The organism is Nocardia puris (assembly GCF_003315035.1).
In the GTDB taxonomy this organism is placed as follows: Bacteria; Actinomycetota; Actinomycetes; order Mycobacteriales; family Mycobacteriaceae; genus Nocardia; species Nocardia puris.
Genome location: NZ_QNRE01000002.1, coordinates 866,193 through 893,031, shown reverse-complemented (window position 1 = coordinate 893,031; position 26,839 = coordinate 866,193). Strand labels below are relative to the sequence as shown.

General features: G+C 70.6%; 24 protein-coding genes. 8 read left to right on the top strand and 16 right to left on the bottom strand.

Going from position 1 to position 26,839, the window contains the following annotated elements; genetic code table 11:
- Positions 1 to 395: 395 nt before the first annotated feature.
- The 7 genes from DFR74_RS09805 to DFR74_RS09775 form a co-directional block, all read right to left on the bottom strand.
- Positions 396 to 2,519 (bottom strand): MMPL family transporter, encoded by a 2,124-nt coding sequence (locus tag DFR74_RS09805; RefSeq protein WP_067511201.1) that lies wholly within the window; start codon positions 2,517 to 2,519, stop codon positions 396 to 398.
- 66 nt (positions 2,520 to 2,585) lie between these two features.
- Entirely contained in the window at positions 2,586 to 3,776 is a 1,191-nt protein-coding gene (locus tag DFR74_RS09800) for a peptide synthetase (RefSeq protein WP_067511200.1), read from the bottom strand.
- Positions 3,777 to 3,791: 15 nt separating this feature from the next.
- Positions 3,792 to 4,835, bottom strand: a complete 1,044-nt coding sequence (locus DFR74_RS09795) for an NAD-dependent epimerase/dehydratase family protein (RefSeq protein WP_067511199.1) — start codon at positions 4,833 to 4,835, stop codon at positions 3,792 to 3,794.
- Positions 4,832 to 5,122 (bottom strand): hypothetical protein, encoded by a 291-nt coding sequence (locus DFR74_RS09790; RefSeq protein WP_067511198.1) that lies wholly within the window; start codon positions 5,120 to 5,122, stop codon positions 4,832 to 4,834. The genes DFR74_RS09795 and DFR74_RS09790 overlap by 4 nt, the downstream gene beginning before the upstream one ends.
- Entirely contained in the window at positions 5,119 to 6,798 is a 1,680-nt protein-coding gene (locus tag DFR74_RS09785) for a fatty acid CoA ligase family protein (RefSeq protein ID WP_067511197.1), read from the bottom strand. Before DFR74_RS09785 ends, DFR74_RS09790 begins: the two co-directional genes overlap by 4 nt.
- Positions 6,795 to 7,709 carry a beta-ketoacyl-[acyl-carrier-protein] synthase family protein gene (locus tag DFR74_RS09780; protein WP_067511196.1) on the bottom strand — a complete coding sequence of 305 codons (915 nt, stop codon included), beginning with the start codon at positions 7,707 to 7,709 and terminating at the stop codon, positions 6,795 to 6,797. The genes DFR74_RS09785 and DFR74_RS09780 overlap by 4 nt, the downstream gene beginning before the upstream one ends.
- A gap of 10 nt (positions 7,710 to 7,719) precedes the next feature.
- A complete protein-coding gene (locus DFR74_RS09775) occupies positions 7,720 to 8,769 on the bottom strand; it encodes a 3-oxoacyl-ACP synthase III family protein (protein WP_067511195.1) in 1,050 nt (349 codons plus the stop codon).
- A 552-nt stretch (positions 8,770 to 9,321) separates the two neighbouring features.
- Here DFR74_RS09775 and DFR74_RS09770 point away from each other — a divergent pair.
- On the top strand, positions 9,322 to 10,818 hold the full coding sequence (locus DFR74_RS09770; protein WP_067511194.1) for a flavin-containing monooxygenase: 1,497 nt from the start codon (positions 9,322 to 9,324) through the stop codon (positions 10,816 to 10,818).
- Between the two features lie 137 nt (positions 10,819 to 10,955).
- Here the strand turns inward: DFR74_RS09770 and DFR74_RS09765 are convergent, their stop codons facing one another.
- On the bottom strand, positions 10,956 to 11,642 hold the full coding sequence (locus DFR74_RS09765) for a TetR/AcrR family transcriptional regulator (protein ID WP_067511193.1): 687 nt from the start codon (positions 11,640 to 11,642) through the stop codon (positions 10,956 to 10,958).
- A 138-nt stretch (positions 11,643 to 11,780) separates the two neighbouring features.
- Here DFR74_RS09765 and DFR74_RS09760 point away from each other — a divergent pair, with 138 nt between their 5' ends.
- The 3 genes from DFR74_RS09760 (at position 11,781) to DFR74_RS09750 (ending at position 15,289) form a co-directional block, all read left to right on the top strand.
- Positions 11,781 to 13,352 carry a succinic semialdehyde dehydrogenase gene (locus tag DFR74_RS09760; protein ID WP_067511192.1) on the top strand — a complete coding sequence of 524 codons (1,572 nt, stop codon included), beginning with the start codon at positions 11,781 to 11,783 and terminating at the stop codon, positions 13,350 to 13,352.
- A gap of 26 nt (positions 13,353 to 13,378) precedes the next feature.
- Positions 13,379 to 14,209 (top strand): SDR family oxidoreductase, encoded by an 831-nt coding sequence (locus tag DFR74_RS09755; RefSeq protein ID WP_067511191.1) that lies wholly within the window; start codon positions 13,379 to 13,381, stop codon positions 14,207 to 14,209.
- Between the two features lie 375 nt (positions 14,210 to 14,584).
- Complete coding sequence (locus DFR74_RS09750) at positions 14,585 to 15,289, top strand: ABC transporter substrate-binding protein (RefSeq protein ID WP_084537885.1); 705 nt, start codon at positions 14,585 to 14,587, stop codon at positions 15,287 to 15,289.
- Positions 15,290 to 15,561: 272 nt separating this feature from the next.
- Here the strand turns inward: DFR74_RS09750 and DFR74_RS09745 are convergent, their stop codons facing one another.
- Both DFR74_RS09745 and DFR74_RS09735 read right to left on the bottom strand, forming a co-directional pair.
- Positions 15,562 to 16,518: a putative protein N(5)-glutamine methyltransferase gene (locus DFR74_RS09745; RefSeq protein ID WP_232331817.1), complete on the bottom strand. Its 957-nt coding sequence runs from the start codon at positions 16,516 to 16,518 to the stop codon at positions 15,562 to 15,564.
- Positions 16,519 to 16,561: 43 nt separating this feature from the next.
- Positions 16,562 to 17,434 carry a YdcF family protein gene (locus tag DFR74_RS09735; protein WP_084537884.1) on the bottom strand — a complete coding sequence of 291 codons (873 nt, stop codon included), beginning with the start codon at positions 17,432 to 17,434 and terminating at the stop codon, positions 16,562 to 16,564.
- Positions 17,435 to 17,618: 184 nt separating this feature from the next.
- Here DFR74_RS09735 and DFR74_RS09730 point away from each other — a divergent pair, with 184 nt between their 5' ends.
- Both DFR74_RS09730 and DFR74_RS35870 read left to right on the top strand, forming a co-directional pair.
- The gene (locus tag DFR74_RS09730; RefSeq protein WP_067511190.1) at positions 17,619 to 18,470 is read left to right on the top strand and encodes a bifunctional 5,10-methylenetetrahydrofolate dehydrogenase/5,10-methenyltetrahydrofolate cyclohydrolase; all 852 of its coding nucleotides are present in this window, start codon (positions 17,619 to 17,621) and stop codon (positions 18,468 to 18,470) included.
- 167 nt (positions 18,471 to 18,637) lie between these two features.
- On the top strand, positions 18,638 to 18,814 hold the full coding sequence (locus DFR74_RS35870) for a hypothetical protein (protein ID WP_157115856.1): 177 nt from the start codon (positions 18,638 to 18,640) through the stop codon (positions 18,812 to 18,814).
- A 62-nt stretch (positions 18,815 to 18,876) separates the two neighbouring features.
- On the opposite strand, the gene DFR74_RS09725 is transcribed toward DFR74_RS35870, so the two are convergent.
- Positions 18,877 to 19,494 carry a helix-turn-helix domain-containing protein gene (locus DFR74_RS09725; RefSeq protein ID WP_067511225.1) on the bottom strand — a complete coding sequence of 206 codons (618 nt, stop codon included), beginning with the start codon at positions 19,492 to 19,494 and terminating at the stop codon, positions 18,877 to 18,879.
- 195 nt (positions 19,495 to 19,689) lie between these two features.
- Between DFR74_RS09725 and DFR74_RS35300 the strand changes: the two genes are divergently transcribed.
- Complete coding sequence (locus DFR74_RS35300; protein WP_147265769.1) at positions 19,690 to 20,085, top strand: hypothetical protein; 396 nt, start codon at positions 19,690 to 19,692, stop codon at positions 20,083 to 20,085.
- On the opposite strand, the gene DFR74_RS09720 is transcribed toward DFR74_RS35300, so the two are convergent.
- The 3 genes from DFR74_RS09720 to DFR74_RS09710 all read right to left on the bottom strand — a co-directional run bounded on the left by DFR74_RS09720 (position 20,010) and on the right by DFR74_RS09710 (position 23,067).
- The gene (locus DFR74_RS09720) at positions 20,010 to 20,993 is read right to left on the bottom strand and encodes a hypothetical protein (protein WP_067511189.1); all 984 of its coding nucleotides are present in this window, start codon (positions 20,991 to 20,993) and stop codon (positions 20,010 to 20,012) included. The two genes, DFR74_RS35300 and DFR74_RS09720, sit on opposite strands and share 76 nt — an antisense overlap.
- A 796-nt stretch (positions 20,994 to 21,789) precedes the next feature.
- Complete coding sequence (locus tag DFR74_RS09715) at positions 21,790 to 22,542, bottom strand: L,D-transpeptidase (protein ID WP_067511188.1); 753 nt, start codon at positions 22,540 to 22,542, stop codon at positions 21,790 to 21,792.
- Positions 22,543 to 22,653: 111 nt separating this feature from the next.
- Positions 22,654 to 23,067 (bottom strand): winged helix-turn-helix transcriptional regulator, encoded by a 414-nt coding sequence (locus tag DFR74_RS09710; protein WP_067511187.1) that lies wholly within the window; start codon positions 23,065 to 23,067, stop codon positions 22,654 to 22,656.
- Positions 23,068 to 23,570: 503 nt separating this feature from the next.
- Between DFR74_RS09710 and DFR74_RS09705 the strand changes: the two genes are divergently transcribed.
- Positions 23,571 to 24,485, top strand: a complete 915-nt coding sequence (locus DFR74_RS09705; RefSeq protein ID WP_067511186.1) for an NADP-dependent oxidoreductase — start codon at positions 23,571 to 23,573, stop codon at positions 24,483 to 24,485.
- A 198-nt stretch (positions 24,486 to 24,683) separates the two neighbouring features.
- On the opposite strand, the gene DFR74_RS09700 is transcribed toward DFR74_RS09705, so the two are convergent.
- Positions 24,684 to 25,079, bottom strand: coding sequence for a DUF779 domain-containing protein (locus DFR74_RS09700; protein ID WP_067511185.1), 396 nt, complete (start codon positions 25,077 to 25,079; stop codon positions 24,684 to 24,686).
- Entirely contained in the window at positions 25,079 to 26,596 is a 1,518-nt protein-coding gene (gene adh, locus DFR74_RS09695) for an aldehyde dehydrogenase (protein WP_067511184.1), read from the bottom strand. Before adh ends, DFR74_RS09700 begins: the two co-directional genes overlap by 1 nt.
- Positions 26,597 to 26,839: the final 243 nt, after the last annotated feature.

Here is a 26,839-nt window from a genome sequence, read left to right as displayed (position 1 = left end):
GGGGATCTCGCGCGGCACTCCGGGTATGGGCCGAGATCGCCCGGTTCGCGCCGCCGGAACGAGCCCGCGCGCCCGGTCGAGATCCGCTTCGGCCGTCACTCTTTCGGCGTGCATCCGCGGCCCGCCCACCGCCGAATACCGCTAGCTGTCGAGCGAACGACCCGAACTCGCAGAACGACTTGCGTGCCGTAGTCCTCCTCTCGGGCCGAGTCCGACTGCCGCCGGGAAGTCCGGGACGAGGTGGCCACCTGGCCCACTGCGGCGTCCACCCCGGAACCTCCCGCACCGGGGTCGTTCGCCTCAGAGCCGGAGCAGGCCCACGAGACGTCGAAACATCGGCGGCGACAGGTCAATCCGAAGAACCGAGCCGGTGACCGATCCGTTAGCGCCCCGGTTCAGGACGGCGTGCCGACCGTCCCCGGCTCCTTCTCCACCACCGTCGCGCCCACGCGCCGCGACCGCCCACCCGGCATCCACCAATTCGCCGGGCCCATCAACTGCACCAGCGCGGGAACCAGCAGCATCCGCACCAGCGTCGCGTCGATGACCAGCGCGATGATCATGCCCAGCCCCAGGAAGCGCATCGGGGTGAGCGGGGAGAGGGTGAACGCGCCGGTCACGATGACGAGCAGCACGGCGGCCGCGGTGATGACGCGCGCGGTCTTGAGGGTGCCCGCGCGCACGGCCTCGGCCGTGGACGCGCCCGCGTGGTGCGCTTCCACCATGCGCGAGAGCAGGAACACCTCGTAATCGGTGGACAGGCCGAACACCACGGCGATGATGAGCACCAGCATGCCCGCCGCGATCGGCCCCACGCTCACCCCGAGCAACCCGGCCAGGTTGCCGTCGGCGAAGATCCACGTCAGCACGCCGAAGGTGGCGGCGAGACTCAGGAACGCCATGGCTACGGCCTTGAGCGGCAACACGATCGAGCGGAACGCCGCGAGCAGCAACAGCACGGTCGCGAGCACCATGGCCAGCACCATGAACGGCATTCGCTCCACGATGGAGTCCACGCTGTCGCGGGTCGCGGCCGTGTCGCCGCCGACGCGCAGCACCGTGTGCTCCGGCGGGGTGAGGGCGCGGATCGCGCGCACCGTGTCGGTGGCGGCCTCGCTGCGGTCGGGGTCGGTGAGGAAGGCGTGCAGCACGACGAAATCGTCCGCGCGCCCGACCTGGAGCACGGTGCGCACGCCGTCGAGACCGGAGATCGCACCGATGGTCTGCGAGATCGCCGCCGCGCCCGGCGCCGAACCGTCGACGCCTTGCAGCACGGTCGTGGCCCCGCTGCTCGCGGCCGGGAAGGTGTCGGTCAATTCCTCGACGGTCGCGCGCATTTCGCTGCCCGCGGGCAGGGCGCGATGGTCGATGTCGCCCAACCTCAGCCCGCTGAGCGGGGTGGCCAGCACGAGCAGCAGCGCGCCCACCGCGACGGTCACCACCCCCGGCCTGCGCAGCACGGCGTCGACGATCCGCCCCCAGAACCGTTCGGTGCGTTGCGAAGTGCGCGCCCGCCCGATGCGCGCGCCGAACAGCGTGAGCAGGGCGGGCAGTACGGTCAGCGAGAGCGCGGCCGCCAGCGCCACCGCGGTCATCGCCCCGATGCCGAGTGAGCGCAGCACCGCTTGCGGGAACACGAACATGCCCGCGAACGCGCAGATCAGCAGCAGCGCGGAGAAGGCGACGGTGCGCCCGGCCGTCGCGACGGTGCGCTCGATGGCGGCGGGCACCGCGTGCCCCTCGGCGATCTCCTCGCGGAAGCGGTTGACCAGGAACAACCCGTAGTCGATGGCCATGCCGAGCCCGAGCAGCGAGGCGATGTTCACCGCGAACGTGCTCACCTCGGTGACCTCGCTGAGCACCCGGATCGCGCCGAGCGAACCCGCGACGGCGAGCAGCCCCACGGCCACCGGCAGCGCGGCGGCGGCGAATCCGCCGAACACCAGGACCAGGATCAGCAACGTCAGCGGCAGCGAAATCGATTCCGCCACCAGCAGATCCCGCTGCGACTGCGCGGTGATCTCGGTGGACAGCGCGCTGTAGCCCGACATCCTGGTCTCGATGCCCGGAATCCGCAGCGCCGCTTCGATGTCGGGGAAGGCGGCGACCCGCTCGGTCTCGTCGCCCGCCGTGAACACCACGGCGAGCGCGCGCCGCTCGTCGGGGGAGCGCAGGAAGTTCTGGCGCGGCGGGACACTGCTCCAATAGCTTTCGACCGGTTTGGCCAGGAGCGCCGGGTCGATGCTCGTGATGGCCTCGCGCACGCGCGGCCCGAGATCGGCGAGGGTCTGTCCCTCCGGCACGGTGTATACGGCGACCACGTCGGGGTTCTGCGGCCCGAAGTGCTCGGTGACGAGACGGTCCACGAGCGCGGATTCGCTGTGCGGATCGGTGAATCCGCCCGCGCTCAGGTGCTGTGCCGCGCTCGCGCCCACCAACCCGCACAGGCCCATGAGGGCCACGACCACCGCCAGCACGGTGCGCGGCCGCGTCATCACCAATCGCGCGAACGCCGTCATCGCGCACCCGCCGGGCCGGAACACGTCCTCATCGCAGAACTCCTGTGCCGCAGTGATATCGGGCGATCAGACCGCGGCCGCGGTGAGGTCGCGTTCGAGCGTGGCCGCGATCAGGTCCAGCAGCGCCTCCAGCCGGGCCTCGACGCCCTCGCCGTTGCGGCACGACACGGTGAGTTCGAGCTTCCCCGCGCTCTCCACCATGCCGAACAGCAGCGGCATCATCCCGCTGTGCTGCGGCAGCACCCGCATGGTGGTGGGCGTGTAGCCGGGCACCGCCATCTCGGCGAGGTCGAACGCGCCCATGTGGGACACGGTGGCCGACACCAGATTCCGGTTCAGGCGCGCGCCCACCCAGTTGCCCGCGCGCAGCACGCCGCGCACGACGGCCCCGGGGAACGCGGTGAGCCCGCCGTTGTCCATCTGGTTCAGTTCGCGGTTCTCCCGCAGACCCGCCCGCAGCTGAGCGTTGACGCTCTCCCAGCCCTCGCCGGGCGCGACGTCCAGGAACAGCGGCAGCGCCAGGTTGCCGGTGGAGCGCAGATCCGGATCGTGCCTGCGCAGATCGACCGGAACCATGAAGCGGGACTCGGCATTCGCCGCGTCGGCGAGCACCGCCGACACCCGCGCCACGATGCCTTTGCCGGTGGCGGGAATGGTGCGGTGCCGCAACAGCCACCGCACGCGCGCCGGGTCCTGGCGGCCCTTGCCCGCGGCGGATCGGAAGCGGGGCAACAGGATCGACGGCTTGCCGGGTGCGCGGAGGCGGGCGACGAGTTCCGCGTCGGCCACCGGGTCGGGCGCGCCGATCGGCTCGGCGCCGCGCAGCGCGCGGAACACGTCGTCGGCCCACATCCGCATGCCCATACCGTCCATGACGCCGTGGAAGACGCGGAACACCACGGTGACCGGATCACCGGTGAGCAGCAGCACCTCGCAGGTGCGTTCGGGCGTGGGGCCGATCGGGCTGTTGAGCACCGGATCGTCCTCCAGCCCGGGGTAGGTGAGCGTGTGCCCCTCCACCACGCGCACCGAGGCCGCGATCCCGCTGTCGACCCAGTAGTCGCCGTCGCGGACCAGACGCGAGCCCGGGTTGGCGGCCGAGGCCACGTCCACCGCGCGGCGCAACGCGTCGGCGTCGAGAGTGCCCTCGCCGTGCACGGCCAGGTGCATCAGGAAGGGCGGCGCGACATCGCGGGTGGCGAAGTACAGCCGCTCGGTCGGGGAGATCTTGCGGCGGAAGACGGTGCTGCTGTTCATGATTGCCTCCGGGGCTCAGCGCAGATGCCGGTTCAGTTCGCGGACGCCCCCCTGGGTGTCGAGCCAGGCGAGGAACTCCGCCAGCCCGGTCGCGCGGTCCACGATCGGCCGGTAGCCGAAATCGCGGGTCGCGGCGCTCGTGTCGTAGGTGGCCGAGCGCGTCATCAGCGCCACCGCGTAGCGCGACAGCGGCGGTGACCAGCGCGTCGCCACGGCCGGGATCCGCCACACGGTCTCGATGGCGGCCACCACCGCGTTCAGGACCCGCCGGTTCGGCTGCCTGGTCGGCGGCGCGTAGCCGAGGCCGGCGGCGACCTCGCCGAGAAAGCCCCACACATCGGTCTTCTCGGCGTCGGCCACGAAGTACGGCTTGCCGCCGACCGCGTCCGAGCTCAGCGCGAGCACGGTGGCTTCGGCGATGTTCTCCACGTGGCACAGCGACGCGTACACCGCCCCCCCGTAGGACAGATCGGGCAGCTTGCCCTCGGCGGTGCGGCCGAGCAGGCGCACGATGGGGCCCGAGCGGTCGCCCGCGCCCCAGATGGCGCGCGGTCGCAACGCGCACGTGGTGAAGCCAGGAGCGTTGGCGGCCAGCACTTCTCGCTCCGCCGCCGCCTTGGTCTCGGAGTAGAGATTCAAGTAGCGGGCGGGGTAGGGGATGGACTCGTCCACGTCCAGCTGGTCGCCGCCGTGATAGTCCATCATCGCGCTGGGGCTGGAGATGAACACGAACCGCGAGGCGCCACCGCGTTTCGCCGCGTCCAGCAGCCGCTGTGTCGCCGTGACGTTCTCGGCGACGAACTGCGCGCGGGTGCCGCGCTCGTCCACGCGCGCGGCGCTGTGCACCACGGCGTCGACGCCGCCGGCTGCCGCGACCAGCGAGGCCGCGTCGGTGAGATCGCCGTAGACGATCTCGACCCGCTCGCGCACGGCACCCAGATCGTCCAGCTTGCTGGTGCGGCGCACCAGGATTCGCACGTCGTGGTCGCCGTCGGCCACCAGGCGGCGCACGATGGCGCCGCCGAGGAAGCCCGACGCGCCCGTGACCAGGATCTTCATCGCGGTGCCTCCGTGCGGGTGTCGGTGTGCTCGGTGGCCCAGTAGGTGAGACCGAAGATCTGGGTGAGCACGGCGGTTTCGAGGGGGGAGTGCCCGGTGTCGCGCGCGGCGCGCAGGGCGACCGGGATCTGCGCGGCGTGCACCACCACGCTCAGGAACGCGTCGATCCACCACGCGGCCCGCAGCAGCCGGTTGTCCGGCGCGCGGCCGGCCAGCGCGGCGACCAGCCCGGCGAACAGGTACAGCCAGCCGAGAATCGGGATCGCCCGCAGCGCCGTGGTCCTCATCGAGCCACCTTGTCGCGCAGGCGTTTGCCCGCCCACACCGCCAGCTGCTCGCGGCCGATCTTGGCGTTGTGGCGGATGTCGACCGGGAACGTCTTCGGGTAGATCAAGAAGTCCTGGATCGGCTTGGTGAGCGCGAATTCGACGCCCTTGGTGCGCACTTGGAGTTCCACCGCGGTGGCGTCGGCGCCCGGCTTCAGTTCTACGCACAGCACCGGGCGCTGCGCGCCGCGCGCTCCGACCCCGACCAGCGCGGTGCGCGCCACGCCGGGCACCGTGTTGAAGATCTGCTCGATCTGCACGGTGAACAGCGGACCGTCGGCGGTGACCACGCGCTGACTCTTGCGGCCGCAGAACCAGATCCGGCCCTGCTCGTCGATGCGGGCCAGATCGCCGGTGCGGTGCCAGACCCGGTCGCCGTCGAGGATCTTGCCCTGCGCGTTGGCCGATTCGGGCCAGTAGTAGCGGGTGCTCACATTCGGCCCCGACACCACGAGTTCGCCGATGCCGTAGGACTTCTCCAGCTCGCCCGCGCGTTCCTCGGCGCGCGCCCAGGTGGGGATCACGTCGTCGGTGATCGCCACCAGGCGAGCCTCCACGCGGTCCGACGGCCGTCCGATGCAGGTGCCGTCGCCGCGGTGGGCGCGAGTCACCAAGCCGCCCAGCAGTTCCCGCGATTCGATGGTCGACATCGGCAGCGCCTCGGTGGACCCGTACCCGGCGAAGATCCGCACATCGGGGTCGAGCACCTCGCGCAGACCGGCGATGCACCAGTCCGGCACGGGCGCGCCGCCCGAGTAGATGCTGCCCAGCGCGGGCAGCGGCGTGGGGTGCTGTTCGAGGTGGCGCAGCAGCGGGATCAGCACGGCGGGGGAGGCGAACATGGTGCGCACCTCGAACCTCGCCAGGGCGTCCACCACGTGCGCCGGATCGGTCGAGCCCACCTTGCTCGGGATCAGCGGCGGCAGCACGCAGCGCGCGCCCAGCAGCAGGTCCAGCACGCCCACCAGCGGCAGCGTGATGAGCGAGGTCCCCGGCGGCACATGATCGCGCGCGGTGTCGACCTGCTCCACCATGGCGGCCAGGTTGCCGTGGGTGAGCTGCACCGCCTTGGCGGGCCCGGTGCTGCCGGTGGTGAACGCGATGAGCAGCAGATCATCCGGGTCGGCGGGGGTGCGCTCGGGAGCGGGACCGGACGGGCGGCGGCCCCAGTCGTCCAGGCGCTCGGCGCGCCCGAACCGCGGCTTGCCGACGGTGACGGCCGTCCGCACGCTGCGGAAGCTGCGCCGGAACAGCACGCGCAGCGCGTGCGCCTGCGGGATCCCGATGAACGCTTCGGCATCCACCGCGCGCAGGCAGCGCAGCATCTTGCGCACGCCCATGCCCGGGTCGATGACGACCGGCGCGGCCCCGATCTTCAACAGCGCGAACAGGATCGCGTACAGCTCGGGGCTGGGCAGCACCAGCACGATGGTGCGGGTGCCGGTGCCCACCCCCGACGCGGTGAGCCGTTCGGCGATCGCGTCGGACCACTCGTCCAGCTCGCGGTAGGTGAGGTGCCGGTAGCGGGGGAGCCCGGCCTCGCTGCCGTCCGGGTAGATCACGGCCTCGCGATCCGGTTCCGTGCGCGCGAACGCACGGAACCGGTCGATGGCCGCCCAGTAGGTGCCGTCGGTCACGCGGGAGCTCCGACGAGGGCCGGGAGGCGGTACAGCGACGCCGCGGCCGAGGGGCCCGCGCCCGCCGCCACGAACAGCACGCGGGTGTACTCGGCGAGCGTGCCCGCGCCGACCGCGCGGTCGTAGGCCTGCGGGAGCGACGCGGTATGCGGGTCGCCGTCGCCGAGATCCGGTGTGCACACCGAATCCCGGGCGATGCCGAGCGCGTCGGCGAGGCGCAGCGGGAACTCCGCGCTGGGGGTGGAGGCGATCAGCGCGACCTCGGACAGGTCCTCGAGATCGGCTTCGGCCAGCGCCGCGCGGGCGACCTCGAGCGCCGCCTCGAGCAGGCGGTCCTCGAAACCGTCCTCGCGCACCACGGTCATCAGGCCGCGCCCGACGGTTCCCATGGTGGCCGTGTCCACGTACGCCTCGACGGCCGGTGTGCCCTCGGTGGTGGTGACGTGCACCGGTCCGAAGCCCTCCGGTTCGTCGGTCTGCTCCAGCAGCAGCGCGGCACCCGAAGTGGCGTACGGGAATTCGTCGTCGGCCACGGCCCGGGTGAGCGACGGGTGGGTGTCGCCCGCGACCACCAGCACGTGCTCGACGCCGCCGGCCGCCAGGATGGCGCCCGCCACCTGGACGGCGTTGAGCACGCCGGTCGCGCCGTTCATCAGATCGAACGAGAAGGTGGTCGGATCGCCCTTCGCGTACTCCAGGCCGATGCCCGCCGCCTTCTGGATCAGCGCCGAGACGGCCGGTTCGACGGTGTTGGAATCGCGGTGGATGCCGGTGTTGATCAGCACGCCCACCTGCTCGGGAGCCACGCCCGCGCGCTCCAGCGCGCGGCGGGCGGCCCGGCCGCTGTGGGTGACGACGCTGTGGGTGTCGCCCGCGCGGCTGACGGCGGTGGACTTGATGCGCACGCCCATGACGATGACCTCAGACCTTCAGGGAGGAGATGGTGGTGGACAGGAAGCCGGTGACGACACCGGACGCCGCGGGGATCATCAGCACCTTCGACCCGGCCGGGATGGCCTGATCACCGAGCTGATCGTGCAGCACGATGAAATGCGACGTGGTGGAGGTGTTCCCGTACTTGTGGATCACGTTCAGGTCCGGCGGCATCGGTGTGCCGAACTCGCGCGCGGCGATGGCGTTCGCGTACGGCACGGCCGCCGCGCCGAACTGATGATGGATGATGTAGTCGAAGTCCTCGTCGGCGAAGGTGGTGCCGCGTTCGCGCAGGTAGACGTCCTGAGCGTTGGGCCACAGCATGAACCGCGCTTCGTTGTGCATCTTGCGGTTGTCGGTGTAGAGCGCGACGCCGGGGGTGCGCCCGCTCGGCATGCCCAGGCACAGGTGCGAGTGTTCGGAGGCCGTCATCAGCTCGATGTAGTGGATCTTGTCCGCGTCGTCCACGGCGCGGTCCAGCACGACGGCGCAGCCGGAATCGCCGACCGAGAGCGAGGCGAATTGGAGATCGTATTTCTCGGTGATCTCGTCGACGGCCGTTTCGGCGATCGGGGTAATGGCCTCACCACTGACGACCATGCCGTTGCGCACCACGCCGGCGCGGATCATCCGGTCCAGAATGTAGGTGCCCGTGAGCATTCCGGCGCAGGCATTGGATACGTCGAAGGTAATCGCGTCGCGGGCGCCGAGATGTTTGCCGATGGTGGACGCGAACGACGGCTCCATGTAGACGCGGGTGGCGTGGCGGCTGCGCGTGATGGAACTGGAGATGATCACGTCGAGGTCGCCCGCGGAGTAGCTCGACCTGGACAAACAATCCTCGGCCGCGGCGATCGCGAGCGCGAAGGAATCCTCGTAACTTTCCGGACGCGTATCGTGCACCCGGCGTTCTTTGATTCCGGTGATTTTCTCGAGATCGAACTGGGGCGGCACTTTCAGCCGGCCGATCAACTCCTCGGTGGTGACGATTGTCGAGGGCAGATGGGCGCCGATGGATTCGAAGCGGGAATGCGGCACGGGATGCTCCTGGGAATCGGTGGCGGAGACGCTCGGAGGATCAGCGCTGATCGTCGACGTGACGGAACGTTACCCGAGAGTAACTAGAAACGTGAACGCGTCCGGCGGGCGAATGCGGCTGCGCGGGAGGGGCATTCAAGTTTCTGTATCTGTGGGTATCGGATATCGGTCACCGCGTGGCTATGGCCGATGGCTATGGCCGTGACCGTGCGTGTTCGCGACATCGTTCCAGGTGGGAGTGGGTCGCGCGACGTGCGTCAGCTAACTTTTGGCGAACCTGAATCGGGTGCGGGGAACTGGACAAAATATGGTCCGTGTCCAGCGACTATGTGAGTGACTTCACTCGACTCATGGGAGTGGAAGTGGACTGCGATGCCGTTTCGCGTGCATCCAGCAATGTCGTCGGATCCTAATTTCTCCGGTGCCGTCTTGTCGCCGAAGACAAATCGGGGATCCGGCCGCGCGTGCGGCGGCGGACGGTCCGGGCGATAGGCTCCGGGTATCGCGGACGCGGCGGAAAGCGCGACCGCGCGGAGTCGAAGGAGTGGTGCGATGACGACCGCGGGCGAGCAGGTGGACGTGCTCATCGTGGGGGCCGGGCTGTCCGGGATCGGGGCGGCCTGCCAGGTGCGTCGCGCGTTCCCGCGGCGGCGTGTGGTGGTGCTGGAGAGCCGGGGTGCGCTGGGCGGCACCTGGGACCTGTTCCGCTACCCCGGAATTCGCTCCGACTCCGACATGTACACGCTCGGGTACCGGTTCCGGCCGTGGCTGGGCGAGGAGGCGATCGCCTCCGGGAGTGACATCCTCGATTACGTTCGCGCGACGGCGGCCGAATACGAGGTGGAGGAGTGCGTCCGGTACCACCACCGGGTGGTCGCGGCGGACTGGTCGTCGGCGGAGAGCCGGTGGACGGTGCGCGTGGAACGCACCGATAGCGGCGAAACCTTCACGCTCACGGCGGGTTTCCTGTTCTGCTGCTCCGGCTACTACCGCTACGACGAGGGCTACACGCCGGAATTCGCGGGCGCGGAACGGTTTCCGGGCCCGGTCGTGCACCCGCAGCACTGGCCCGATGATCTGGATGTCGCGGGCAAGCGCGTCGCCGTCATCGGCAGCGGCGCCACGGCGGTCACGCTGGGCCCGGCGCTCACCGCGCGCGGCGCGCACGTGACCATGGTGCAGCGGTCGCCGAGTTACGTCATCTCCGCGCCCGCCCGCGACGATCTGGCCCTGCGGGCCCGGAAGTTCCTGCCCGCCAAGGCGGCCTACGCCGTGGCGCGGGCGAAGAACGTCGCCGTCGCCACCGCGATCTACCAACTCAGCCAGCGTTACCCGGAGCGCATGCGGGCCCGCATCCGCGGCTGGCAGCAGCGCTGGCTGCCCGAGGGATACGACATCGACACCCACTTCACGCCCCGTTATGGACCGTGGGATCAACGGTTGTGTTTGGCGCCCAATGGCGACTTCTTCCGCGCCATCCGCAAGGGCGAGCTCGACATCGTCACCGACCGCATCGCGTCGTTCACCGAGACCGGCCTGGCCTTCGAATCCGGGGCGGCGCTGGACGCCGACATCATCGTCACGGCAACGGGATTGAACCTGCTGGCGTTCGGCGGGATCGACCTGGCCGTGGACGGGCGCCCCGTATCGATGGCCGACCACCTCGCCTACAAGGCGTTGATGCTCTCGGGCGTGCCGAACTTCGCGTTCGTGATCGGCTACACCAACGCCTCCTGGACGCTGAAGGCCGATCTGGTGAGCGAGTACGTCGTCCGGCTGTTGCGCCACATGGATTCTCGCGGGTACGCGACCTGCGTGCCGGTCCGCGACCCGTCCGTCGGCAAGGCGCCGCTGTTCGAGAACTTCATGCCCGGCTACGTCCTGCGCGCCGCCACCCTGTTCCCGATGCAGGGCGACCGCGCCCCGTGGAAACTCCGCATGAACTACCTGCGCGACCTGATCACCTTGCGGCACCAGCGCATCGAGGACGGCGCACTGCGGTTCGAGCGGTCGGGGAAGACCGCAGGCAGCGCTGTGAGTGCGCGCTAGCAACCCACGCGTGCTCTATCGCGTCCCGGATCTGGGCCTGACCATGTCCGGCGCGGTCAACCAGATGCGCTACCGCAGTCTCCCGCACCGCCTCCTGCTCGCGCTCGTCACGAAGTTCCTGCGAGAGCCCCTGTCTCTCACGGGTCTTCGGCGAACAGGTTCGGAATCGTCAAGGCGTATTCGATGTCCGTGCGGGTGCCGAGGGTGGTGAGCAGGACGCGGATCATGGTGAGCCTGGCCTCCGCGACCGTCTCGGCGTCGGGCTCCCCGCCGGGCGCGGTGCCCGACGAGATCCGGTAGACCACGTACTCGCAGACGTGCAGCGCCGCGTCGAGGTCCAAGGGGGAGGGGACCGGCCTGCCGAGTTCGGTGAACGTCTCCCGCACCGTGACGCGGATGTCCTCGAGCGCGCGCTCCCGGTACTCCGACACGGGCGAGCCGGGATCGTGCAGTTCCGCGAAGAGCGGACGCAGCATCGGGCCGTGGCCGCGCGCCCAGTCCAGGTAGGCGTCGATCAGGCGGATGCCGAGTTCCACCGGCTCGTCGGTGCCGGTGAGGGCGGCGCGGATGCCGCCGACCAATCCGTCGTTCGACGTGGTCAGCAGCACGTGCAGCGGTTCGGTCGCGTTGCCGAAGTAGCGGTAGAAGGTCGGCCGCGCGATCCCGGCCTGCTCGATGATCTGCGCGACGCTCAGCCCCCGCGACCCCGTACGCGTGAAGACCTCGGCCGTGGCCAGCACGATCCGCGACCGCACCTCCTCGGCCTGCTCCGCCGTCTGCGGCGGACGTCCGCGCCGGGCGCTGCCCACCTCAGTGGTCACCATGAGACCTCACAGCCGGATTCCTGGGATGTCTGTGCCGCACACCAAGAGCTTGACACGCGACGCCGTGCAGGCATTAATCTAACACCACTGTTCATTTAATGCGGACCGGCGACGTTCCGCTTTCCGAGAGGGCCGACAATGACGACCGCCCCCACGCTGTCCGCCGACGCCGCGCTGCCCGCCGGGCTGGTCCGGTCGCTGCTCGAGCACGCCGTCGCGGGCGGCGCGCCCGCGGTCGAGGTGTCCGCGCCCGCCACCGGGCAGCGCATCGCCGAGCTGCCGCAGTCCTCCGTCGACGACATCGACCGCGCCTTCGCCACCGCCCGCGCCGCCCAGGGCGAGTGGGCCGCCACGCCCGTGCGCGAGCGGGTCGCGGTGCTGCGCCGCTTCCACGACCTCGTGCTCGCCGAGCAGGACGCCATCCTCGACATCGTGCAGACCGAGACCGGCAAGTCCCGCGCGCACGCGTTCGACGAGGTCGGCGACGTCGCGGTGAACGCCCGCTACTACGCCTCGGTCGCGGAGAAACTGCTCGCCACCCGCAAGCCGCGCGGCGTGCTGCCCGTGCTCACCCAGGTGGACGTGCGCCACCGGCCCAAGGGCGTGGTCGCGGTGATCTCGCCGTGGAACTACCCGCTCGCGCTGGCCGCCTCCGACGCGCTGCCCGCCCTGGTCGCGGGCAACGCCGTGATCGCGCGCCCCGACAACCAGACCGCGCTCACCGCGCTGTGGGCCATCGACGCCGCCGTGCGCGCCGGACTGCCGCGCGGGCTGTGGCAGGCCGTGCTCGGGCGCGGGCGCGAGATCGGCGGCGAGGTGATCGGGCGCGCCGACTACGTCGACTACACCGGGTCCAGCGCGACCGGCCGCACCATCGCCCGGCAGGCCGGCGAGCGGCTGATCGGGTACTCGCTGGAGCTGGGCGGCAAGAACCCGCTGCTGGTGCTGGCCGACGCGGACGTGTCGCGGGCGGCGAAGGTCGCCGTGCGGGCGTGCTTCTCCTCGGCCGGGCAGCTGTGCGAATCGATGGAGCGCATCTACGTCCACGACGGCGTCTACGACAAGTTCGTGGGCGAGTTCGTCGCGAACGTGCGGGCGCTGAAGCTGGGCGCGGCACTGAACTACGACAGCGATATGGGGTCGCTGACCTTCCAGCGCCAGCTCGACACGGTGAGTTCTCACGTGGACGACGCCGTCGCCAAGGGCGCGACGGTCCTGGCCGGTGGCCGCGCCCGCCCCGACCTCGGCCCCTACTTCTACGAGCCGACCGTGCTCGCCGACGTGCGCCCCGGCATGACCGTCTACCGCGAGGAGACCTTCGGCCCGGTCGTCTCGGTCTACCGCGTCGCGAGCGACGACGAGGCGGTGGCCGCCGCCAACGACACCGCCTACGGGCTCAACGCCAGCGTCTGGACCAAGGACGCCGGCCGTGGCCGTGAGATCGCGGCCCGGATCAACGCCGGCTCGGTGAACGTCAACGAGGGGTTCATCGCCGCGTGGGGCAGCGCCGACGCGCCGTCGGGCGGGCTGGGCATCTCCGGCACCGGCCGCAGGCACGGACCGGAGGGCCTGCTCAAATACATCGACACCCAGACCATCGCGGTCCAGCGGGTGCTGCCCATCGCGCCCCTGCCCGGCATGTCCGAGCAGCTGTGGGCCAAGACGATGACGTTGTACTTCGGCGTCATGAAGACACTGCGTCAGAAGTGACGCCGAGAACGGAATCCGGAGCATTCATGAAACTCGACTCGGTCGCGGGTAAGAAGGTGCTGGTCACGGGCGCCGCGATGGGCCTGGGCAAGCTGTTCGCCGAACGCGCGGTGCGCGAGGGCGCCGCCGCGGTGGCGCTGTGGGACGTCAACGAGGTGGCGCTGAAGGAGACCGCCGACGAGCTGTCCGGTAAGGGCACCGAGATCCACCGCTTCGTAGTGGATGTGTCCGACCGCGACGCCATCGGCGAGGGCGCCACCGCCACCCGCGAGGCCGTCGGCGGCATCGACATCCTGGTCAATAACGCGGGCATCGTGCGCGGCAACCGGTACTTCTGGGAGACCGACGACCGCGCCGACATCGACAAGACCATGGCGATCAACTCGCTCGCCCCGATGTACCTCACCCTGGAGTTCCTGCCCGCCATGGTGCAGGGCACCGGCCAGGCGCGCGTGCTCACCATCGCCTCCTCGGCGGGCCTGGTGTCCAACCCGCGCATGGCCGTGTACGCGGCGTCGAAGTGGGCGGCGCTGGGCTGGTCGGATTCGGTGCGCCTGGAACTCGAGCAGGCCGGGCACGACCATGTGAAGGTCACCACCGTCTGCCCGACCTACATCAACACCGGAATGTTCGACGGCGCCAAGGGTTTCTGGCTCACCCCGATCCTGGACCAGGACGAGGTGGTCGACACGTCCTGGAAGCAGATGAAGGACGGCACGCCGCTGGTGATCCTGCCCTGGACCTCGCGGCTCAACAAGGCGCTCTCCGGTCTGCTGCCCATCAAACTGCGCGACATGTTCCTCGACACGGTGGGCGTCTACCGCTCGATGGACCAGTTCACCGGGCGGAAGAAGTAGGACGATCGCCGGCGGCGGGCCCCGCCCGCCGCCGCTCGGCGAGCGTGGTTAGCCCAACCATATGTTGCGACCACTTGGTAGATCCCGTGCTCCGTTCGCTGCTTCCGGTGATCGCCGGACTGGTGCTGGTGGTCGCCGGGTGCGCGTCCGGTCGAGGACGGTGCACCGGAGTCGGGTGGTGCGGACGGTGGCGCGGGGTACCCCGTCACCATCGATCACCGATTCGGGCAGACCGTCATTCCGGCGACGCCGCTGCGCGTCGTGACGATCGGATTCAACGAGCAGGACTTCGCGCTGGCGTTCGGCGTGGTGCCGGTGGGCGTGCGGGAGTTCCTCAGCTAGGATGCGCCGTCGCGCCCGTGGGCGCCGGAATCGGTGCGCGACAAGCCCTTACCCACCGTGGGGGCCACCGAGTTGAACCTCGAGAAGATCGTCTCGCTGAAGCCGGATCTGATCCTGGGCATCAACTCCTACATCGATGAGACGGGCTACCGGGACCTGTCGTCGATCGCGCCCACCGTGGCCGAACCGGCCGGCGTCCTGCCGGGCGCGACGACCTCGGAGGAGCAGACCCGCATCACCGGCAAGGCGCTGGGTCGGGAGGATCGGGCCCAGGAGTTGGTCGCCCAGACGCGGCAGCTCTTCGACGACGCGATCCGCGAACATCCCGAATTCGCCGGGAAGTCGGCGCGCTTCCTGCTCGGGCTGAGCCGGACGGGCGATCTGCGGATCAGCCCGGGCGTCGACGACTACCGGAGCCGGTGGTTGACCGAACTGGGTTTCCAGGTCCCCGCGCGGTCGGAACAGATCAGCTTCGAACTGATCGACCGGCTCGAGGCCGACGTGCTCGTCGCCGAGGGTGTGGACCCCGACTCTTTCGCCAGCCCGCTCGTCCAGCAGATGCCCGCGGTCCGCGAGGGACGATTCCTGAACATGGGCGGCTTCGACCAGGACTTCGCCGGCGCGTGGGGCTTCAACTCCCCGCCGAGCATTCCGTTCCTGCTCGAGACCGCGGTTCCGCGACTGGCCGCCGCGTTGGATGGGGACCCGGCGACGACGCCGGAACCCTTCGGCAACTGACGGATTCGAGTTCGAGTCAGGGAAGCCGGGGGTTCGGGGATCGCCGCGCGGCCTCCGGCGAAGGTGAACGTCGGGGTGCGATCGGGTCTGCATCGCGAGGGCTTGGCTGTTCCGTCGATGGACGACCGTCGCTGTCGGTAGCTCGCGGATGCGGTGGGCAGGGGAGGCCGACGACTCGCCCACCGCCGAGACCGGCCGCGCCGCCGAGGCGCCACCGTCGGCGAGCCCGACCGCGCGGAGATCATTCAGGTCGAGATGTTGCGAGCGCAGGCTCACTCGGGGCACGTGCCGATGACGACGGTGGCGTAGTGCTCCTCGGATTCGGCGAGGCGTGGGGTGAGGCCGTGGGTTGTGAGGATCGCGGTGGCGGTCGGGGCTTGTTCGGTGCTCGTCTCGACGAGGAGGTGGCCGCCCGGGGCGAGCCAGTGCGGGGCTTCGGCGGCGACGCGGCGGAAGAGGTCGAGGCCGTCGGGGCCGCCGTCGAGGGCGGAGCGGGGTTCGTGGTCGCGAGCCTCGGGCGGCATGTCGGCGATGTGGGCGGTGGGGACGTAGGGGGTGTTGGCGAGGAGGATGTCGACGCGGCCGCGGAGGTGGTGCGGGAGTGGGGTGAAGAGATCGCCCTCGTAGACGGACCCGCCGATCGGTGCGAGGTTGCGGCGGGCGCAGGCGACGGCGACGGGTTCGATATCGGCGGCGTGCAGGTCGACGGGGATGTCCTGGCCGGCCAGCGCGGTGGTCAGGGCGAGTCCGAGTGCGCCCGACCCGCAGCAGAGATCGACTATGACGGGGCGGTTCGGCTGCGGCCCGGATCGTGCTGCGCCGTCGAGGAACGCCTCGGTGCCAGATGGTGCGGCGGTCGTGTGGGGTGTACGGGTGGCGGTCGTGTGGGACGCGGGGGTGCCGGGGCGCGTCGCGGTCGCCGAAGGTGCGTCCTCGCCGAGCGCCCTCATGCTGTGCCGGACCAGCGCCAACGCCTCGTCCACGAGGAAAACGCTCCGCTGTCTCGGCACGAACACCCCCGGCCCGACCGCGACCCGCACTCCCCGGAACTCGGCCCACCCCAGCAGATGCTCCAGCGGCGTGCCCGAAACCCGTTGCGACACCAACCGCTCCAGCTCGACGGCGGAACCGCCCGCCGCCTCGGTCAGCAACCGTGCTTCGTCCTCGGCGAACACACACCCCGCCGCGCGCAACCGCGCCGCCACGTCACCCGAAACGCCCACCTCCACGTGGTCATCGTGCCGCACCGGTCCGGGCGTGACCAGCGAATTGTCAGCGCGAGGTGGCGAGCTGGAACGTCCGGGTCGCGTCGAGGTAGATCCCGCGCTGGGCGTGCCGGGGCGGCGGCGGGAGCTGCGACACCAGCTGCTCCAGCGAGGTGGTCGCGCCGACGACGCGGGTCCCCGCGACGATGAAATCGGCCACCGCGCGCCGGATGTGGTTGGGGGAGGTCACCACCACGGCGCTGGTCGCACCGATATCGCGCAGGATGCGGGTGCTGAACAGCGCGTTCTGCACGGTGGAGCCGGCGCGGTTCTCGATGTGGATGCGCGAGGCGGGGATGCCGCGCCCGATCAGCCAGTGCGCCATCGCGTCGGCCTCGGCGATCCCGTTGCGCGGATTGCCGCCGGTCAGCACGATCGGCGAGAACGGCGACGCCACCGCCTGCAACCACGCGGCCGTCAGCCGGTTCACCAGCTCGGGCCGCAGCGCGCCGTCGGGCAGCAGGCCGTAGCCGAGCACCACGATGCCGGTCTGCGGGCCGACCAGCGCGGGCAGGGGATTGGGCAGGGTGCCCGCCGCCGCGGTCACGGCGTGGATCACGTTGTCGGTGCCCGCCTTCTTGGCCGGGTCGACGGCCGCGAGCCGACCCATCGCGTCGGCGAACGCGGGGATGTCGCCCGCGTAGTGCGACCAGATGGCTTGCAGGGCCAGCGCGTCGGCGTCGGCCGGGTCGGCGTCGATCAGGGCGCGCAGATCGGCGCGGCCCGCGGCGTCGTTGCCGTCGGTGAAGTGCCGTTGCGCGGAGTTGTACAGGGCGTCGGTGTCGGGGGCCGCCTGGGCGGGGGCGCCGAGCACACCGGTCAGGGTGACGGTCGCGAAAGCGGCCGCGACCAGGGTTTTCCAATGCCTCGAGATCTTCACTACAGTCGACACCTTCCACGCGTGAAACGGGTTCCGGTACGTCAGCTGGCAGTTAGCCGGGGGCAGAGCACCCACCACGATACGACTGGTCGCGGCGATCGCGGCGCAATTACCGGACCGAAACGCGCGCTGATTCACCCGGCGCGGCGAAGCGCGGGCCGGCACCCGGATAAGCTGTGGCACCGTGGATACCGTTTCGCTGTCCGGCAAGGAACTCGCGGCCGCCCTCAACGCCGACTCCAAGGAGCGCGCCGCCGCGCTCACCGAGCGGGGCGCCGCGCCGCGCCTGGCGCTCGTGGTCGCCAACGACGACCCGGCCAGCGCCTGGTACGTGAACTCGCTGCGCAAGGCCGCCGAACGACTCGGAATCGCTTGCGAGCGTATCGATCTCGGCGCCGACGCGTCCGCCGACCGGATCCGCGCCGAACTCACCGAACGCAGCGCGGACCCCGCGTTCGACGCGATCATGTTGCAGACCCCGCTGCCCGCCGGCGTCGCCCTCGACGACGTGAGTGGCGCGATCGCCGCCGACAAGGACGTCGACGGCGTCAGCCCGCTCTCCCTGGGCCTGCTGGCCTCGGGCCTGCCCGGCTTCGTGCCCGCCACTTCCGAAGCTGTGGTGGAACTACTGAAGCACCACGACATTCCGCTCACCGGCCGGCACGTGGCGGTCGTCGGCCGCTCGAACGTGGTCGGCAAACCGCTCGCTCAGTTGTTGCTGGCCGAGAACGCCACGGTGACCGTCTGCCACTCGCGCACCGCCGATCTGGCCGCCGTCACCACCACCGCCGATGTGGTGGTCGCCGCCGCGGGCCGCGCGGGCCTGATCACCGGCAAGCACATTCGCGAGGGCGCGGTCGTCATCGACGTGGGCACCAACGAGTCGCCCGACGGCGGGATCGTCGGCGATGTCGACGCCGACTCTGTCGCCGGGAAGGCCGAGGGCCTGAGCCCGGTTCCCGGCGGCGTCGGCCCCGTCACCACGGCCCTGCTGATGCGGCACGTGGTGGACGCGGCCCAGCGGCACCGGGGCTGAGCGCACGCGGACGCCCGTCGGCCCATCGCGACCCGAGCCGGATTCCTGCGTTCCGCGAATCCGCGCTGTAGGCCGGCGGCGCGATCGGGAGTATCGTCCGGTCGAATGTGACGGCTGCTCGTCCCGGAGTCGGCCGACCGACTGCCCCTCGAGGGGACGACAGATTCATGACGAACTCTCGTGCGACCGTGGTAGTTCTGGGTGTGAGTCTGCTCGTCGCGTTCGGCGCGGGAGCAGCCGGCGCCACGCCGCCGCCCGCGAACCCCTGGTCCGCGTGGCTGGACCCGATCATCCTGTTCATCGGGCAGTTGCTCGGCCTTCCCGGGTACCGGCCGGGGATCTGAGAGGGCTCGGACGCCGCTGCCGGATACGTCGCGGTGTCGGAGTCGAGTAGGCAGCGGCGCGGCTATTCGGTGGCTGTCACCCGTGACCGGTAGGCGCGCTGCCGGCACGCCGCCGAGCAGTAGCGGCGTTTGCGTCCGCTGGCCGGCTGGTCGAGGGGCGCGGCGCACACCGGGCAGGTTTCGTCACCGAAAGTGCTTATTTCGTCACCGGATCGGGCCGCCCGGTGCGCGTCCGCGTACTCGGCGGCCGCCAGCAGGTCGGCGACCGGGATGCGGCCGCGCGGGGTGTACTGCCGCAGTTCCTTCTCCAACATCGGGCAATGTCCCGCCGGGTCGTCGTCGGTGCAGGTGAGTAGATGCTCGAGGTAGTCGCGGGCGCCGTGCAACCGCCGGATCCGCTCCTCGATCACCCCGATCTGCGTGCGCACTTCGCGCTGCCAGTCCGCGTGCCCGGCCCGCCCGGTGGTGACCACCGCGGCCCGGTCCAGCGGCATCATCCCGGTGACGCAACAGAGGTAGGCGAGCCCCAGTCGGCGCAGGTCGCGGTAGCTGTAGCGGCGGCGCCCACCGGCGCGATCGGGCGGCGGCAGCACCCCCGCGCGCTCCCACCACCGCACGGTGGAGGCCGGTAGATCGAACAGCGCGGCGGCGGCCGCGATCGGTACCCGGGATGCGCCCATGATCACCAGTTGACATCAAGCCGACTTCAAGAACAAGACTTGGGTCGGCCTTGGTCACCTGGGTCACGCCGCGTCGAGAGGGAGCCGATGACCCGTCATCGAGACCCGGCCGCCCGCCGAATTATCCCGCGCGGGTGGGGCTTTCGCGGTTGCTCTCAGGCGGTGCGGGGTGGCGGATCGCCGGAAAGGATTGCGATGCGGGGACTTCTGTTGCTGGCTGTGGTGGTGCTGGTGGGTGCCTGCGGCACGGTGGACGGGCCGGAGACCGGGGCAGAGGTGACGGTGCAGGGCGCCGACGGGCCGGTGTCGATTCCCGCCACCGACCGCGGGATCTGGGCGCTGGGCGACGCGACTGCCGTGCATCTGCTCGCCTTGGGCGTGGTTCCGGAGCATGCCGCGCGCAACCGATACCAGGGTCGTGGGCGCGGTCCAGGTGAACGTGCCGTCCCCGCTGAGCGTGCTCTGGTCGCGGGGGACGATCCCGGGGAGAGTACGCCGTCCCCGACTGCGCGCACTCAGCTCGCCGGCGCGATCCCGGTGATGAGTGTGCGGTCCCCGGTGCGGGCGACGCTCACCAGTTGCGGGTTGTAGGTCGTGGCGGCGCTGTCGGGGCGCTTCTCGGTGACTACCACGCGGAACTGTCCGGCGAAGGTACCCGGCGTGATGGTGACGCAGTGGGTGGTGCCCGCCGGGATGCTGTCGATACCGGTCTGGATGGCCTCGGCCGTGGGCACCGACGCGTTGGGCGCCACCACCGCGCGCGCCAGCTCCGCCGAGCGCGTGACGTAATACGCGTGCTGGAAGGCGAAGATCGCGGACGGGCCGGAGTCGGTGCCGCCCTCGATATTGCCTTGGAATCGGTCGCCGACCCGCTCGAACGCACACGGCGCGGCCGCGGCGGGTTCGGCGGCCGGGGCGGGAGCGCTCGAGGACGTGGGCGCGGGATCGTCACTGCCGATGAACGTCAACGCGCCACCGGTGAGGGCGAGCGCACCGATCGATGCGATCAGCGCGGGCGCCCACCGACGGACCCGGCCGCGTTTGGGCGAGCGGTCGATCATCCGGGTGAAGACGTCCTCCTCGGGGAAGGAGGTGGGCTGGAACTCGGGCTCCGGGCGGTTCGTGGGCGGCTCCCCGGGGCTGGACCCGTAGCCCGGTTCGGCGGTCCGTGCGGCTCGCGCCGCCGCCAGTTCGGCGAGCGGATCGCGCACACGCGCGGGCTGCTCGGCGGAGCCGCCGGACGACCACGGCCTGCGCTTGCGGGCCGCCGAGGCTTCGACCAGCGGTTCGCGCACGGCGGTGTCGGTCTGCGCGGCGCTCACCGTGCTGTAGCGGCGGGTGGGCCGGAAATCGGCGGGGGAGTCGGCGGTGGTGCGCCGGGCGGTGCGCGCGGCGTGCGCGCTGCGGTGGTCCAGACCGGGGGTGTCCGGCGTGACGACCGGCCCCGGCTCGGTTGTGGAGGCGGCGGGTCTCGCGGCATCGGGTGCGAGGCGGGGCATGCGTTCGGTCGGCGAGGTGCTGAGCGGCTGACGCGCCTGCGGTGCGCCGAGATCCCGGGCGGCGTGCCGCGATCGAGTCGTGCTCTCGGGGGAGATGACCGGGGCCGGGCGGGGTGCCCTGGCGGCTTGCGGGGCGGGGCGCGTCTGCGGTGCGCGAGGGGGCTCGTTCCTCCGGGCGAGCGGGCCTGTTTCGAACGCGGCGCCGGACGGCGGCGTGAGCCCTCGAGGCGACGTCTGCGCCGGTTGGCCGGCCTGGTGCCGCGGTCCGGGGGGAGGCGGTGGTGCGGTGCGCGGCAGCGGGCCGGAGTCGTGCGGGCGGTGGGGGACGTTCGGTGCCGGACCACCCGCCGCTTGCGCGGGCCGCGGTGGCGGCGTGCGATGCCGGCCGGACGAGTCCGTCGCCGGTGCCGGACGGCGGGGGATCGGACCCGAATCGTTCATCCCCCGCGAGACTTCCGGTAGTCGCGGCGATTCGGAGTTTCCGTACCTACCGGTCGGGGTATTCCGGGTTTCGTGCGGGCGCGGGCCGGTCTCGGGCGTCGGATAACCAGGAGTGCGCCGGGCTGCGGACGGGTCGGACCCCCACTGATCCGGGCGGCCGCCTCGGCCGTGCGCCGGGCCGGGCCCTGAAGTCGCATCCGGTCGATCCATCTCCCCGCCTTCGTCAGATCGCGCCCGTCGGGTACGTCGCGCTCGAAACAAGCTCCCCGGCACGATACTGCCAGTCCGGGGTGTTCGGCGAAACGTAGCGGCGCGTCGCGTGGCGGAGCGGCCGTCACGGTGACGGCGGGAAGGCCTACCAGTGCACGGTCACCGGATCGCCGATACCGACCGTTTCGTAGTACCAGCGGGCGTCGTCGGGAGCGAGGTTGATGCAGCCGTGGCTGACGTTGGCGTAGCCCTGGGAATCCACCGACCACGGCGCGGAGTGCACGAAAACGCCACTCCACGTGAGCCTTTCGGCGTACTCGCCGTTGATGAGGTAGCCCTCGGGGTGGTTCAGCGGGATGCCGATGGTGCGGGAGTCGAACACGATCGAGCGGAACTTCTCCAGCACGGGGAAGGTGCCCGTCGGGGTCTCCCAGCCGGGCTTGCCCATGGACGCGGGCATGGTGCGCGCGATCTGTCCACCGATACTGACGGTGAAGGTGTGCGCGGACATGTTCGCGACCGCCGTGACACCCGCGTTGGTGCGGAACTCGGTGCGCGCCCCGCCCGCCACGACGCTGATGCCCGTCCTCGCGGGCAGGAACCCGTCGGGTGTCCAGGTGAGTTCGCGGTCGCCGGTCCAGGCAAGCGTGCCGGGGAGCGAATCGCCGGCGCGGACGTCGACGAACCGTTCCGCCCGCGCCCGGTTCTCGACCGGTTCGGCGAAACGGATGGTCACCGGATGCGCGATCCCCACCTCCTGACCGGCCGACGGCGTGATCGAGGCGACGCGTTCGACGGTGTCGGCGCCGACCGTGACCGCGGCCGCCGCTCCGGAACCGAACGCGGCCGTGGCGACCACGACGGTCGCGAGAAACAGGTGGCGACAGGCGCTCCACATGGCTGCCACCCCTTTCGCATGCTCGGGGTACGCGGAGATCCAGTTTACGCCCGCATGATCATCCGGGTCGACGGCGAAGATCGACTTGTAACCGAGGGGAAACCTGCGTGATCACCCCGGTTCGGCGGCGCCCGCGACCCGTTCGTCGAACCTCGCCCGCGCCTCGGCCACCTCCCCGTGATGCCGCTGCGACCATTCGCCCAGCGCACGCCCGATATCGCCGATGCTCACCCCGAGTTCGGTGAGCGAGTACTCGACCCGAGGCGGCACCGTGGGGTAGACGGCGCGATGCACGAGACCGTCACGCTCCAGTGTGCGCAGCGTTGTCGTGAGCACCTTCTGGGTGATCCCGTCGAGCGTCCGCCGCAACTCGTTGTAGCGGATCGGGCCCGTCTTACGGAGCACGCCCAGCACCAGCAACACCCATTTGTCGGACAGGATGGTCAGCACCTCACGCGCCGGGCAGTCGGCGAGGTACTCGGAGACGAGACCCGACGTCCGCTCCGCATTCGGCCCACCGCTCACGATTCGATCCGCCCGGACGCGAGGTGATGCGGATCGGCGGCAGTCCCGGCGCCGCCCGGCCGGCAGTACGCGGGTCCCGCGGAGCACCCGGCACCCTGCGCGGCGTGCATCGCACCGCGATGGGTCGCGCGAAAGGCGGCGACGTCGGGCGCGGACGTTGCGTACAGCATGAGTCGAGCGTATCCGCACCCCTCGGCACGAGAGGTACGACGGCGCTCAACCAGCGCAGTTCCCGGCGGGCGCCCGTGGTCGCGCCGAGTGCTCTCGCGTCCCCGCCACCGTTCGATCCGGCGGACGGGCAACCTGGAGTTTCGCACCGCACACCCCGAGTTGCGGCGACCGAAGAACGGAACAGCCTCGCCATCAAGGGGAGGTGAGCTGGAGCGCTGCGTAGAGGATGGTCGCGGTGGCGCCGAGGATGCCGGGGTGGGTTCCCGGAAGTGCCTGGGGATCCCGAAAGTGCCTTCTTCCGGTACCCATTCGTGCGCAGCAGGATCGAACGCATGTTGGTGATCACGCAGGATGAGTTCGGGGGGCCGGAAGTGTTGCGGGCGGTGACGGTGGAGCGTCCGCGGCCGGGGCCGGGTGAGGTGGTGGTGCGGGTGGCGGCGACGAGTGTGAATCCCGCTGATTGGAAAGTGCGGGCGGGGCAGGTGAATCCGCCGTGGGAGCTGCCGTTCACGCTGGGATTCGATGTGTCGGGGGTCGTGGCCGAAGCCGGGGCTGACGTGAGTGAATTCCGGGGAGGGGAGCCGGTTTTCGGGTTGGTGTTCGGTCGTTACGGCGCGAACGCCGAATACCTGACTGTGCCTGCCGCCGTGCTCGCCCAGATCCCCGCCGGCGCTTCGTATCTGGAGTCGGCGGCACTGCCGACGGCCGGGCTCACGGCGTGGCAGTCCCTGTCCGCTGTGGCCGCGGGGCAGCGTGTTCTGATCCACGCTGCGGCGGGTGGTGTCGGGCACCTCGCCGTGCAACTGGCGGTCGCGCGCGGCGCGCATGTCATCGGCACGGCGAGCGCGAAGCATCACGGCTATCTGCGGGGGCTCGGCGCGCACGAGCTGATCGATTACAGGACAGCGGATTTCGCCGAATCGCTCGCCGAAGTCGACGTGGTCCTCGACCTGGTGGGCGGCGATTACGGCAAACGCTCGCTCCGCGTGCTGCGCCCCGACGGCGTACTCATCGCGGCCCTGGACTCCGACGCCGAGGGCGACCCGCGCTATCACCGCCTGCACGTGCAACCATCGGCGGCCGACTTGTCATCTCTCGCAACCGAATTCGAGGCCGGACGCCTGCGCCCGGCCATAGCGGCGGTCTACCCGCTCACGGACCTGGCCACCGCCCACCGCCATAGCGAATCCGGCGGCGTGCGCGGCAAGATCGCGATCGAAGTCGACGCCTCGCTCACCACCGGCTGAGCCCACGACCACGCACCGCAGGGCGCGCCCCGACCGCGCGCCCTGCCCGAGTGCGCCCACACGCGCCTCCACGCCCGCGCCGGTGGTGAGCCTGCGCCACAGGTCGGCGGCCTCGCGTGCCCTGCGAGGCCGATGTTCCGCCCACCGGCGCGGCGAACCGGTGGGCGGAACGGTGTGCACCGGCGAACCGGCACACGTCTATTCGAGATCGGCGCCCGTTCTGGGCGGGGGCGCCGCTTCGAGGTCGGTGAACTCCTCGTCGGTGAGGAGGCGGGAGCGGATCAGGAACCGCACGCCTTCGGGCGCTTCCAAGGAGAATCCGCTCCCGCGACCCGGGACGACGTCGACCGTGAGATGGGTGTGTTTCCAATACTCGAATTGATCGGCGCTCATCCAGAACGGGGTGTCCGCCGCGACGGTGCCGAGCAGCACGTCCGAGGCGCCCACGCGGAACTCGCCGCGCGGGTAGCACATCGGGGCGCTGCCGTCGCAGCAGCCGCCGGACTGATGGAACATCACCGGCCCGTGCTGCCCGATCAGATCGTCGAGCAGCAGTTCGGCCCGTTCGGTCAGTTCGACGCGGCGGACGGGCATCAGAAGAATCCGAGCTTCTGCGGCGAGTAGCTGACCAGCAGGTTCTTGGTCTGCTGGTAGTGGTCCAGCATCATCGCGTGATTCTCTCGCCCGATCCCGGACTTCTTGTACCCGCCGAACGCGGCGTGCGCCGGGTAGGCGTGGTAGCAGTTGGTCCACACCCGGCCCGCCTTGATGCCACGGCCCAGCCGGTACGCGGAGTTCATATCGCGAGTCCAGACGCCCGCGCCGAGCCCGTAGAGGGTGTCGTTGGCGAGCTCGAGCGCCTCCTCCTCGGAATCGAACGTGGTGACCGAGACGACCGGGCCGAAGATCTCCTCCTGGAAGATCCGCATATCGTTGCTGCCCTTGAAGATCGTGGGCTCGATGTAGTACCCCTCGGGGAACTCGTCCACCTTGCGGGCGCCGCCGCCGGTGAGGACCTCCGCGCCCTCCTTCCGGCCGATATCGATATAGGAGAGGATCTTCTCGTACTGATCGTTGCTGGCCTGCGCGCCGATCATGGTCTCGTCGTCGAGCGGGTTGCCGCCGCGAATCGCCTCGGTGCGCTCGATGGCGCGCGCGATGAACTCGTCGTAGATGGACGAGTGGATCAGCGCCCGCGACGGGCACGTGCACACCTCGCCCTGGTTCAGCGCGAACATCACGAAACCCTCGACCGCCTTGTCCAGGTAGTCGTCGTCGGTGGCGGTCACGTCGGCCAGGAAGATGTTGGGGCTCTTGCCGCCCAGCTCGAGGGTGACCGGGATGATGTTCTCGCTCGCGTACTGCATGATGAGCCGGCCGGTGGTCGTCTCACCGGTGAACGCCACCTTCGCCACGCGCGGGCTCGACGCCAGCGGCTTACCCGCCTCCACGCCGAAACCGTTGACCACGTTGACGACTCCCGGCGGCAGCAGATCCGCCACGAGTTCGATCACCTTCAGGATCGACGCCGGCGTCTGCTCGGCGGGCTTGATCACCACGGCGTTGCCGGCCGCCAGCGCGGGCGCCAGCTTCCAGGTCGCCATGAGGATCGGGAAGTTCCACGGGATGATCTGCCCGACCACGCCGAGCGGCTCGTGGAAGTGGTAGGCGATGGTGTCGGCGTCGATCTCGCTGATCGAGCCCTCCTGCGCGCGGATCGCGCCCGCGAAATAGCGGAAGTGGTCGACGGCCAGCGGCAGATCGGCGGCCTTGGTCTCGCGGACCGGCTTGCCGTTCTCCCACGTCTCGGCCACGGCGAGGGCCTCGAGATTGTCCTCGATGCGGTCGGCGATCTTGTTGAGGATAGTGGCGCGTTCGGCGGCCGAGGTGGCGCCCCAGCCGTCGGCGGCGCGATGCGCCGCGTCCAGCGCCCGGTCCACGTCGGCGGCCGTGGAGCGCGCCACCTCGGTGAACGGCTGCCCGTCCACGGGCGAGGGATTCTCGAAGTACTTCCCCTCCACCGGGGCCACCCAGTCCCCGCCGATGAAATTGTCGTAGCGAGCCGCGTAACTGACAATGCTGCCGTCGGCGCCGGGCTTGGCGTAGGTCATGGTGCTGCTCCTCGATGAGTCGGACGCGTGATCCCACGGCCGCGGGGCCGTGGTGCAGGTCACTTTTCTCCGCGAGGGTTGGCGGAAGGTTGACGCGCGATCGTCCGTCATCGGTGCGACCACTCCGACGGATGAGATCGCGCCCGCGCTGGTGGTCACCGCCGCGAACTCGGTTGGCGTGTAGCGCATGGTCGCGCGTGTGGCGCCTGGCGGTTGGTCGGCGCCGGGTCCGGGCGATCCGGC